The sequence below is a fragment of the Arenibacter sp. F26102 genome (genome assembly GCF_023015865.1).
In the GTDB taxonomy this organism is placed as follows: Bacteria; Bacteroidota; Bacteroidia; order Flavobacteriales; family Flavobacteriaceae; genus Arenibacter.
Genome location: NZ_JALKBC010000003.1, coordinates 232,331 through 244,677, shown reverse-complemented (window position 1 = coordinate 244,677; position 12,347 = coordinate 232,331). Strand labels below are relative to the sequence as shown.

The window sequence follows — 12,347 nt, the reverse complement described above, 5'->3', positions numbered from 1 at the left end:
AAATAAGCATTACGGACTTGTTGGTTTAATGAAGAATGACCGATGTGCGCCTTTAAGACTATTTCTATATCTCCAAGTATTATTGACACCACCAAGTTGGACCTTTTTCTATTGGACTGCCTTTTCCAATAATTGCAATGTCATTCGATTGGTGTCAAATTTGGCGTTTATCCCTATTGGTAGGGTAAAGTTGTTTTCTATATGGCCAAAAGACATTCCATAAACGGCGGGTATCCCCAGAGGCTTGATTCTATCCGTAATTACATCTCTTAACGTAAATGATTGAGGGTCGGGGATGGTATCACATCCTTTAAAAACTCCAAAAACGAATCCAGCAGCCTTTTTAAATGTATTGCCGTGTATTAATTGGGTCAACATCCTATCAATGCGATAGGGGGATTCTTCAATATCTTCAAGAAAGACTATTGCGTCTGTAAAATCAATTTCATGTGGCGTTCCAATGAGGGCATTTACCAATGTTAAACTGCCCCCTACCAATTTTCCGGTGACAACACCCGGGTTAATGCAATGTCGGTTATATTCCGGCTTGCTATATTCCTCCTGATCTGTTATTTCAACATTCTTAATAGTGGGCAATTCTTTAGATTTCATTACAATATTTTGCAGCTGCTCTATACTATAGGGATCGTTGATGGTGCTTCCAACAGGCCCGTGAAAGGTTACAAGGCCAGTTTCTTGGTGAATTCCATTTAAAAGGGCAGTTATGTCGCTAAAACCAATTAGGGCCTTAGGGTTATCCCTTATTAGTTGGTAATCGATCAAATGCATAATTCTAGTACATCCATATCCACCTCTGGCGCAAAGGATGCCATCCACTTTTTTATTGGCAAACATTTCGTTTAAATCAGCGACCCTTTCAGAATCAGTATTGCTAAAGTAACCGTGGTTGCCATGAATGCGATTTGTATGGAAAGGAGAAAATCCCATTTTTTCCAGAGTTTCTTTGGCTTCTAACAAGACTTCCGGTTTAATGGCATAACCTGGAGCAATAAGTCCAATAGTATCTCCTCTTTTTAGTGCTTTGGGTTTTATGGTATTAATATTCGATTTATTCTCTTGGGTATTGGCCATTATTGTTGAGGGAATTAGTGTAGCCATCCCTGCACCTAGGGCCGTTTTAAAGAACTGTCTCCTTTTCCTCATTTAGATTATTTTGTATGACCTAAATATATGAAAAATCATACAAAAAAAGTCCGCCATGTGAATGGCGGACTTCGTCTTGGTATTTTAATAGGACTACATGCCAAGGGAGGAGGAATCATCTTTGGATTTGGCCCTTCTCAGCTGCCGTTGAATTTTTTTGATGGCAGATTCTATAGACTTTTCGGGTTCTATGATATTGTACTCGCCCCAAAATTCCGGATCTGAAAACCCAATGGCCTCATCCTCCAAAATTATGGAAGATTTGATACGGTCCTTAAATTTGGGCGATTCGCCTGTTGTGTTCTTTTCCCAGTCGGTAATGGCCATTTCGCAGGTCATACTGTACACGGAATTGAAAAGCCTTTTGTCCCAATTGATCTTGAATTCCAATAATACATTGCTATAGCCATAATACCATTTGCCGTCCTTTTCCCTATAGTCTACCCTGTAGGCAATATCTGTTGGCCAAACATTGGCATTCGCTGGCTTTTTACGGACGAACATTTTGGATGCCTTGTCGCGGTCAGTGATGTTCAGGGAATAAATGGCGCTGGTTAGAATTTTCTTTTCAGGGTCTATATACAACTTTCCTTTATATAGCGGGTCTGTTATAGATTCCTTTTGTTTAAAATTGATTACGAAAATAAGTTTGTCGTCAACTTTCGTAGAATTTTCAAAGCTAAAATTGTAATCATCAAATGTTTCTTCAGTAAAGATATATTGAGGGTATTTGATCATGTCCACAAAGAGGGTATTAAATGGTCCTCCTTGTAATTTAATGGCCAGTGTGTCCAATTTGTCATAATCAGTGCTCTTTCTTGCCTTGTAAAGTTGTAATGCGTCCCTGCGATCGGAATTGTAGGGAGATTTGTAAATATTGACTACGGCTTCGGACAAGGAAACGTTTTTCCTTCTTTTTTTTATGGTTTCCCTATAAAAAGCGGTCATTAATGTAGGGTCGTCAAAATAATTTTCCCCTTTCCTGAGCAAGGTTTCCTTTACTAGGGCTTTGGCGTCTTTCGGAACGGCAAGGCTCACTTCGGACAATTCAGTAAAGCTTACTTCCAGAGCAATTTCATTTTTATTTTCATTCAACTGGCTTAAAGGGATGGTTCTGGTCATATATCCCAAAAAGGAAACACTAACCTGTGCCTCACTAATTTCTTTGGGAACTTTCAGTGAAAAGTAACCCTCGGTATTACTGACGGTACTTATATTGGTATTATCAATGGAAAGAGTGGCAAAGACCAATGGATTATTGGTTTCACTATCAATAATTCTACCTTGATATTGGTTAAAGGAACTTTCCTGATCCTGCACGTCTTGGTACAGTAATGCCGCCGAAACGGAGGGCGTTACCCCTAAGAACAACAAAATTAATATTGCGGTTATAAGGGGGTTTCTTCCAAAGGGATTTTTTTTAAGTTTCATCTGTCTAAATTTTCTGTTTTTATCGCTCAGAGACATGATCAATAAATTTAGATAGTGGTTGGTGCAGGTTGGTATAGGTGAATTCAAGCTAAGCATTTATCGCTTATATCAATGAACGATTGTCTTCCTAAGTTAATGATTTTTAACGAAATACCCTATTTATTTTTTGTATATATTTTTGATGCCCTAAGACGGAGAAGCCAGGGCAACGATGGTATTTTTTGTTGTTGGAGAGTTTAAAGTGCCCAATATTAGTGGATTACTTTTAAATAATATAACAACGGATAGAACTAAAACTATCCGTTGTTATAACTATGTCTATAGGGAAGCTAAGTAATTCGTTATTTCACCAAATGAGGATTTTGATATAATTAGTCCGTGGTTTGATAAATTCAGCTTAAAGCTTGATTACTTATTTTTTTGTAAACCTATAAAATGTGACAGGGGATAATATGCCCTTTGTTAGTTCTTTCTTCGCACTTCAAAAATATCGGTTCTTCTGTCCTTCAAGTTTCTTACACTACCAAATTGGTTTAATTCTCTTAGCAAATCTATATCTAAGTCTACAATGAGTATCATTTCGGTATTTGGAGTGGCTTCAGCTTTTATTCCGTTGGCGGGAAAGGCGAAATCACAGGGTGTAAATACCATGGATTGGGCATATTGAATATCCATATTATGTACTTTGGGCAGGTTGCCCACGCTTCCGGCGATGGCTACATAGCATTCGTTCTCTATGGCTCTGGCCTGGGCACAATTTCTGACCCTGGAAAAGCCATTTTGGGTATCTGTTAAGTAAGGTACAAATAAAATATCCATGCCCTCGTCTGCCAATAATCTACTTAATTCCGGAAATTCGGAATCGTAACAGATCAAGATGCCAACCTTCCCGCAATCCGTATCAAATACCTTTAGGTCGTTGCCGCCCTGCAGTCCCCAAACCCTTTCCTCATCTGGAGTTACATGTAATTTCTCATATCTTTCCTTGGTGCCATCCCTTTTGCAGATGTACCCAACGTTGTATAGTCTTTCATCTTTCATTTCTGGCATACTCCCAGTAATAATATTTATATTATAGGAAATGGCCAGTTCGGAAAATCGCTGTACAATGGTGGCTGTGTGTTTAGCCAGCTCCCTGATTGCAGCGGACTCCGATAAATGATTGTTCTCGGCCATCAAGGGTGCATTAAAGAATTCAGGGAATAGGGCAAAGTCCGATCTATATCCTGAAACCGCATCCACAAAATACTCTGCTTGTTGAAGTACATCGTCCAGATTTTTATAGGGACGCATTTGCCATTGGATGAGCCCTACCCTTACAACTTTTTTTACAACGCTGGCCTTTATGTTTTTCTTTTCATAATAAATATTGTCCCACCTTAAAAGCACGGCGTAATCGTTGGAGGCAGTATCCCCTTCCAAATAGTTCTTCAGAATTTTACTGGGATAAAAATCGTTGGATATCTGAAAATTAAGAACGGGGTCGTTTATTTCCTTGCGCTTTACCTTTTCTATATATGCTTTTGGCGACAGGGTGTCCATGTATTTATGGTAGTTGGGAATTCTACCGCCAAAGGCAACCCCTTTCAAATTTAGGCGCTCACAAAGTTCTTTTCTGTAGTCGTACAATCTTCTGCCCAACCGCATGCCCCTAAATTCCGGTTTAATAAAAACATCGATTCCATACAGTACATCCCCATCGGGAGAATGGGTGTTAAAGGTGTAATTACCGGTTATTTGTTGGTAAGTGTGCTTATTTTCGAATTTGTCGTAATCCAGAATAATGGACAGTGCACAGCCTGCAATATGGCCATTCACTTTTATGACTACCTGTCCTTCAGGAAATCTGGATATTAGATTTTCTATTTGATGCTCCCTCCAATAAGATTCGGGCATAGTGGTATAGGATTCTATCATGGCCGTTTTAAGCTCTTGATAGTCATCTACACTTAAGTATAATAGCTCAATATTCTCTATTTCTTCCATCTTCATAGTCATACTGTTAAAATTAATTTAGGGGATAATTATTCTGTGTTTATTTTTGATGGGTCTTTGAGGAGTCCGAAATCATTTCATTGATTTCATTTAACTCCCCTTCGGATAAATAACGCCATTTACCCACGGGAACATCCAATTGAATATTCATTATCCTTATGCGTTTAAGTACGGTAACATTGTAACCCAAATACTCGCACATTCTTCTGATCTGACGGTTAAGGCCCTGTGTTAGTACAATTCTAAACTGGAATTTGCCAATTTCCTCAATCTCGCATTTTCGGGTTACCCGATCAAGGATGGGCACCCCATTGGCCATTTTTTCGAGGAAAGCTTTGGTGATAGGCTTATCTACGGTAACTAAATATTCTTTCTGATGTTTATTTCTGGCCCGTAAAATCTTATTGACTATGTCCCCATCATTGGTCAAAAGGATAAGGCCTTCACTGGGCTTGTCCAATCTTCCAATTGGGAAAATTCTACTTGGGTAATTAATGAAGTCGATAATATTATCCTTTTCTACCCTGGTATCTGTGGTGCATACAATTCCAATGGGTTTGTTGAAAGCAATATAAACCGGCTTTTCTTGGGGTTCCGAAATAATCTTACCATCTACTCGGACTTCGTCATCATCGGTAATTTTTGTTCCCATTTCTGGAACTTTCCCGTTAATAGTAACCCTACCTTGATCAATAAGTTTGTCCGCTGCGCGACGTGAACAGTAGCCCATTTCGCTTAAAAACTTGTTTATTCGGGTGGCTTCCTTCTCTTTCATAAACTCTCCTTAACCCCAATTTATAAATCGGATTTATGGGCGAAATATACTTAATAAAACTCTTATTTTTGTTAACATGGACACAAGTTATTTTAGTGGCTCACTTTTGGCCCTGTTTTCCTCTTGGTAAATCCCCGTAATTAATTATTTTTTTAAAGGATCTGCATTTTCCATATAAATTTCCTTTTCCAGTTCATTATTCAATTTTTGAAAAAACAGCATTTCGGCATAGAATTGCCAATCAAAATTTATGGATTGGTTGGCCAAATGTACATGATGGTCCTGGTCCAGGATGTAATTGTCCGGTTTGGTTAGAATACGTGTTTTGCCATAGACCATTTCCAAATCCTTTCTAAGGGTGCTAAATTCTGACTCCAGTTCCTTGAGTTTGGAAGCCGTTGCAATAATGTTATCCCTACTTTCGGCCTGGTCATAGTCCCTTAGGGCCAGGAGCATTTTTGGGCTATATTGGGCCAGTTTGTTTACCTGCTCATATACCTGTAGGTTATGGTCGTTGCGCAGTGCAATGGAACGGGAATATTCTATTTTTTTTGCTATACTGTCGGTCTGTGATAGCACTTGGGTAGCCGATTTTATTCGGTCTTCGTTGGCCAAACTCCATGCCCCTATATTTTTCTTATCCGGAAAGTCGATTACAGCTTTTTCCAAGGGATTTTCCATGGAAGGTAGAAAGTTGCGCTGATTGCCTTTTAGCAAAGCATTTTTCCAGAATGCCACTGGTGTTTCAAGTTCGGTAATAAAACTATTGTTAACATCTGCAAGGGGATATCCGTATTCCCTTTGTCTAAAGGCAGTTTTAATTTCCTCTTTAGTTCGCCTGTCACCGATCCAGGAATATTCGGCAAAGGCCAGAATGCCCCTCATGTAAAGTTCAAAATGTGGGGAATCATCATCCCATAGTGTTAACAACAGTCCATTGAGACCACTATTTATGGAGCTAACCGCAAAAGATCTAATATTTTCCATATTACTTTCTTCCTGTGGCATTAAAACCCAACGGGTTTGGCCAGCAGTTGCACCCATTACTTGAAGGTCGTGATCTGTAAACCACTGCATGGCCTTAATATTTCCTAAAGCTTGGGGGGAACTATAATTCCATCTCATATAGATGCAATTCTTAGGGAAAATGTCAAGAAACTCCAATAATTTATGCTCATTCTCCAACCAAACTTGATCCACTTCTTCTTGGGTCATCTCCTTTTTAAACATAGGGTCATAAACATCGGCCTGTTTAAGGGGCATATCATCCCAAAAAATTGGGGTTTTTCCATGTTCTTCAGCGAATTTGGCTACTTTGTCCAGCCACATCAATTGCAATTTTAAGGGCGATTCTTTGCTCCCTCTTCCCGTAGTATGTACTTCGTCACCGCCAACATGCAGGTATCTACCATATGGAAAGGCTTGCATAGCGTCTAAATAAAGGTCAAACTGCACCTCATAGGTTTTAGGGTCCAATGGATTAAAAGCCCAATCACTTTCTGGGTTATCTCTTAGCTCCATATATTCTGGGTGTTTTAATATAAATGAGGCATGTCCCAACCCCTGTACCAATGGACTGATCTCTATATGACGATCTTTGGCATAATCACTGATCTTTTTCCATTCTTCAATACTCAATGCATCTTCGGAGGCAACGATAGGCTGACGCTTAAATTTTAATTTGTCTTCAACTTCCAAGATTATACCGTTGATCTTATAGCTGGCAAACTTATCCAACAATTGATAATAGTATTCGGTCTTTTCCAAGTGGTGTTTTACATCCAGGTGCACGGAACGATAGGCCAAAAGGGGAAAATCCTTTAATTGGCACAATGGTAGGTTTGCCTTTTGGTCTTTGGCATCAACCACTAATTGTTCCAAGGTCTTGAATGCGTAGAACAATCCAGCTTCATCCTTCCCTATTATGTTAATTTGTTTGTCTGAAATTGCCAGCGTGTACCCCTCCGCCGGTGTATCCAAATTGGCGTCTATTTCGTACGTTAAAGTGGTCTTACCCTTATTCTCATTAATAACCAAAATATCATGGTTAATTATAGGCAGTGCCTCACCGTTTTGGGCAATAACTTTTAGGGTTTCATCGTGGAATATTGAACTGGCTCCCGTAATCTGAAATTCCTGGGGTTGAGGTAGTAGTTTAAAGTCGCCCATTTTATTCTCCCTTTGGTTGCAGGAAAAAAGTAAAATGGAAATTGCCAATAGATAGATGCCGCTTATATTTTTCATAGGGTATTTAAAATGTAATTGTTATTTTGATAAAGCACTTAAAAGGTTGATTAATTTGCAATAATATTGAATAATACTCAAATATGAAATATTTTTGGAAAAATGCCCATAGGAACTTTGGAGGTCATGTCCGGGAGGGTATTAAATATTGGTTTGATTAATTGTCTATACTCCAAATTGTTCCAAATGGTGGTTGAGATGTTTATAAAACAAGTTGTTCCATTCTGTTTTGGTAAGGGGGCCAAAGGAATGGGATTCCTTGTTGTGGAAATAATCTTCTCCAAGCTCTTGAGTTTTCGTTAAATGGTCTATCAATCGCTTTTTTTCAATTTCAAAGTCTCTTTCGTCTGTAATTAGAAATGCCGGAGCAGTCCTGCTGTTTTTTTTGTACGGTTTGTCATTGACCACTGGTTGTTTTACAAAAAGTTTAAGCATAAATTTCATTATTCCATTTGGTTTGGGATGTTTATCCGTGTAAACCATTTCATAGGGGACGTTACAATGGGCCAACATCTGGGCAACTGTCATTTTACCCCAAAGACCGTTACTTTTGGAGTTTAATTTGTTTATTCTTCCTATTACTTTATCCACTACCTTTTTATTAAAAATGTTTTCCATGATCTTGTTTTTTTAGATGTACTATTTTTTTTGATGCTATTGGTCTATGCTTTGCTTTTCGAAAGATATAAATTATGTTCTCCTGTTTTTTAAATATTTCAGGCAAGTGATTGCCAACCTATAAGACGTTTTATCCACTTCAATTTACTTTTGGTATGGGGGTGATATTTAAAGTTCGGTTCTATCCATGTGGGTTTCTCCAATATCCCCTTATAGTGTGAAAATGCTCTAAATCCATGTTCACCGTGATAAGAACCAATGCCACTTTCTCCAACACCACCAAAGCCCATATTGCTATTGGCAAAGTGCATTACGGCATCGTTAACAGCTCCACCACCAAAAGAGATTTCATCCAGAATTTTGCGTTTTAACTTTTTATCGTTTGTAAAGACATAACAGGATAAAGGCTTTGGCCTGGCCTTTATTTGATGTATAATTTGGTCAAGGTCGTTATATTCCAAAACCGGAAGGATTGGGCCGAAAATTTCGTCCTGCATTACCTTATCTTCAAAAGAAACATTGGTTAGAATGGTGGGTTCCATAATTCTATTTTCCAGATCGTATTCCCCTCCTGTATATATTTTATCCTCATCGATCAAGGCTATTAAACGCTGCATGTTTTTATCATTTATTATCTGAACGTAATTATCCTCTTCTATCATAAATTTGGATTGGGCTATTTCCTTTTTGGCCAATTTCAAAAACTCCTCTTTAACTTTTTCGTGTACTACCACATAGTCCGGGGCAATGCAGGTTTGGCCGGCATTAAGATATTTTGCCCAAATAAGTCTTTTTACGCTTATGTTGAGGTCGCAATTGGCTGTGATTATGGCCGGACTTTTTCCTCCTAATTCCAAGGTAACCGGAATTAAATTTTTTGCGGCAGCCTGGTAGATGATTTTCCCAACAGGCACACTCCCCGTGAAAAATATTTTATCGAACTTTTGATTTAGCAATTCGGTGGTTTCGGTTACACCGCCTTCGATCACCTTAAAAAATATGGGGTCAAAATTTTCGTTGATCAATTTGGCCATTGCCTTGCTGGTATTAATGGGCAATTCACTTGGATTTAATATTACTGTATTCCCTGCGGCAATGGCGGCAATGGCCGGAGCAAGAGAAAGTTGGTAGGGGTAATTCCATGCCCCTATGATCAGGCTTACACCTAGTGGTTCTGGAATTATATAGGATTTACCCGGTAAATTGACCAAATTGGTCCTGACCTTTTTTTTTGCCGACCATTTTTTTACCCTTTTTATGGCCTCTTTTATGTCGTGATAAAGTAAGCTGATTTCAGTAGTATAATTCTCAAAGGCGGACTTTTTAAAATCCTGGTATATGGCCTGGTTCAGGAGTTCTTCATTAGCTCTTAATATGGATTCCAATTTTTGCAATTGACCAATCCTGAAGGCTATATTTTTGGTGGCATTGCTATTAAAGAATTGTTTTTGCGCTTCAACTATTTCTTCCATATTTATTGCCTAATTTAAGAGGTGATTGTTTGATGCGGTTTAGAATTGTCCGGATTATTTTACCATAAAAAGGGCATTGACGAAAAACAGTTTTCCGTTTTCCCAAAATCCACGGAATAAAGGATTGTCAACCATATAGATCACCTGTCCCTTGTCAAGATCCTCTACCCCAAATATAAGTGTATTTGCAATTTTTTTCTTGGCTTCGCTTCCTGCGAAACCAGAAATTGGCGTTGTGTCCTTTTCCAAGTATACAACAGTACCCGTGTCTAAATTTTCAAAGGCGTAATCACTTAATTTAATGGTAAAGTATTCGTCGCCGTATCCGTAGGCCAAAGGATGTGTCGAATCTACCTTGGTTTTAAAAATAGCACCGGTAATCGCGTTCTTGATGTCTTCCCGCTCTGCTTCCTCATAAGGAAGTATAGTTTCTGTGCTATCTTTTTTAACTTCCTTTTCCTTTATTTTAAAACCATGTTCCCCTATTATACCTTTTATTGCCCCTTCCAAGGCGATTAATTTTCCTCCATTGCTCACAAATTTCTTTAGCTCTTCAAGTCTACTTTCATTAAAGAACTTGGAATACCATCCGTTGGGGAGAATAAGGACATCGTATTCGTTTATGTCCACTTCATCATAATACTCAGTATCCAAAATGGTCAGCGGATATTGTAGCTGTTGTTCAAAAAAGTGCCAAATTTCTCCAAACTCAAGGGTGTTTGTAGGTTCTCCGGATAACATGGCTATTTTGGTGTCGGTGATCATTGGTACGTAACTGGAACCAAAATCATTTCCTTTTTCCACAAATCCAGTATTGGCTGGTGTTAATAAAGTTTTGTTGTTGTAGGCCACCCTGCTTAAGGTTTCAACAAAATCCTTATGGTTCTTGTTATCTCCTTTGGTAATGATCAAACTGCCCCGGTCAAATTTCTTACCCTCCACACGAAAAGGATTTTTGGCAAACCGGACCCTGATATTTTCTTTTATTAATGCTGTTAAAAACCGGGCATCCTTCATACTGGTCCAATCGCTTACATAGGCATAATTATCCTCTGTGATAATGGTTTCCGGAGTGGGTGGTGATACCCCATGGCCAGATGGGCTGGAATCCACCAATGTTTGGGAAGCAATAGACTCCAAACCATAGGCGTATGGTAAGGACCAGGCCGTAATATCATAAGTGAGCGAATCACTTAGTTTTGTATTGGGTTCCATGAGTACTTGTGCCAAGGTTCCTTTGGCTTGGTTGGTAGATACCACTAAACTTGTAGAGGTAGTTTTTAGAGTCCCCAATTTCCCGGAGTTATACAGGTGTCCTTTTACCAATCCGTCCTGGGCAAAACCGTATTTAATCTCATGGGATTTAAGCAATGAGGTTATGGCTTCAATTTTATCTGGATCCCCGTTCATCACATAACTTTTATATTTAAAATTCTTTTCCCTGTAGAACTTCTTGAACTCCTTGTTTAACCTTTCTGAATTCTTGGAGGCTACTTCCACTGTAGACAAGCCTGTGGTAAGATGATGTGCTATACGGTCTTGAAGGGTAAGGGTGTCCCCTATAATGGTTTTGACTCCCAAACCTGCATGTCCACTGCCACCCTGCTCATAGGTCATTCCTATGCCGCCATTGTATGTGGGGAAGGTGTCACCATAGCTAGGGTATAGAAGGTCAAAGACTTCTTTTGTAAAATAAAACCAGCCATTGGCATCGAAGTATTTAGCGTGGTTCTTGCCTATAGTAACTTGAAAATCGCGCTGAAAATCGGTTACAACTTCATGAAAGGGTTCTGCGGCCGGGGCAAAATAATAAGGATTATTTACTCCCTGTTCATGAAAATCCACATGTACATGTGGCAGCCATTGGTTGAAAACCTTTATGCGTTGTTGACTTTCAATTTGTGTAAGCCATGCCCAATCACGATTTAGGTCGAACATATAATGGTTAGACCGCCCGTTCAACCAACCTTCATGGTGTTCCTTGCTATTGGGGTCTATATTATTGGGTGTGTTCTTAAATTGATTGTACCAGTTAACATATCGATCCCGCCCATCTGGATTAATACATGGGTCCATAATTACTACGGTATTTTCTAGGTAGGACGCCTTACTGGTCAATAGCTCATATATGGTCTGCATAGAGGCTTCGGTGCTTACACTTTCATTTCCGTGTACATTATAGCTTAACCATACAATGGCCTTGGTAGGCGATCCCTCACCAATAGTATTCTTAATATGTTCCTTCCTGATAGACTCCAGATCACCTATATTTTCAGCTGTAGAAATAAAGGCCACAATTAATGGTCTACGTTCGTTGGTTTTTCCATATTCTATCAACTTAACCCGGTCCGAAGCAATATGGGCCAGGTATTTATAATACTCCACTACTTGATGGTGCCGGGTAAATTCCGATCCCAACTCGTAGCCCAAAAATTCTGAGGGGGATTGTAAAGTTTGGGAAATGCCTAAGGTGGTAGTAAAGAGAATAAAGGTTAGTAAAAGTTTTTTCATAGAAATCCATTAATTTGCTTCAAATCAAATCTAAGGAATATTAGTGATATTAGTTCTATTCCAAGAGGACTTACGATTCTCGGTTTAGCCAAAACAAAGTTCAAAAAGTTATTTTAAAATTGATATTTAAACTTCTT

The 12,347-nt window shown here is 38.9% G+C and carries 8 protein-coding genes; all 8 read right to left on the bottom strand.

The annotated features are described in order from the left end of the window. Nucleotides 1-108 precede the first annotated feature (108 nt). On the bottom strand, nucleotides 109-1,164 hold the full coding sequence (locus MWU78_RS05265) for an LD-carboxypeptidase (RefSeq protein WP_246995671.1): 1,056 nt from the start codon (nucleotides 1,162-1,164) through the stop codon (nucleotides 109-111). A 93-nt stretch (nucleotides 1,165-1,257) separates the two neighbouring features. Continuing rightward, the gene (locus MWU78_RS05260; RefSeq protein WP_246995669.1) at nucleotides 1,258-2,595 is read right to left on the bottom strand and encodes a carboxypeptidase-like regulatory domain-containing protein; all 1,338 of its coding nucleotides are present in this window, start codon (nucleotides 2,593-2,595) and stop codon (nucleotides 1,258-1,260) included. 462 nt (nucleotides 2,596-3,057) lie between these two features. After that, entirely contained in the window at nucleotides 3,058-4,587 is a 1,530-nt protein-coding gene (locus MWU78_RS05255; protein WP_246996008.1) for a bifunctional GNAT family N-acetyltransferase/carbon-nitrogen hydrolase family protein, read from the bottom strand. A gap of 43 nt (nucleotides 4,588-4,630) precedes the next feature. Beyond that, nucleotides 4,631-5,365 carry a 23S rRNA pseudouridine(2604) synthase RluF gene (gene rluF / locus MWU78_RS05250; RefSeq protein WP_246995666.1) on the bottom strand — a complete coding sequence of 245 codons (735 nt, stop codon included), beginning with the start codon at nucleotides 5,363-5,365 and terminating at the stop codon, nucleotides 4,631-4,633. A gap of 144 nt (nucleotides 5,366-5,509) precedes the next feature. Continuing rightward, the gene (locus MWU78_RS05245) at nucleotides 5,510-7,609 is read right to left on the bottom strand and encodes a family 20 glycosylhydrolase (RefSeq protein WP_246995665.1); all 2,100 of its coding nucleotides are present in this window, start codon (nucleotides 7,607-7,609) and stop codon (nucleotides 5,510-5,512) included. Between the two features lie 165 nt (nucleotides 7,610-7,774). Beyond that, complete coding sequence (locus MWU78_RS05240) at nucleotides 7,775-8,227, bottom strand: DUF1569 domain-containing protein (RefSeq protein WP_246995663.1); 453 nt, start codon at nucleotides 8,225-8,227, stop codon at nucleotides 7,775-7,777. Between the two features lie 98 nt (nucleotides 8,228-8,325). After that, nucleotides 8,326-9,699, bottom strand: a complete 1,374-nt coding sequence (locus MWU78_RS05235) for an aldehyde dehydrogenase (protein WP_246995661.1) — start codon at nucleotides 9,697-9,699, stop codon at nucleotides 8,326-8,328. A gap of 54 nt (nucleotides 9,700-9,753) precedes the next feature. Beyond that, nucleotides 9,754-12,210: a M14 family zinc carboxypeptidase gene (locus MWU78_RS05230; protein ID WP_246995659.1), complete on the bottom strand. Its 2,457-nt coding sequence runs from the start codon at nucleotides 12,208-12,210 to the stop codon at nucleotides 9,754-9,756. Nucleotides 12,211-12,347 lie beyond the last annotated feature (137 nt).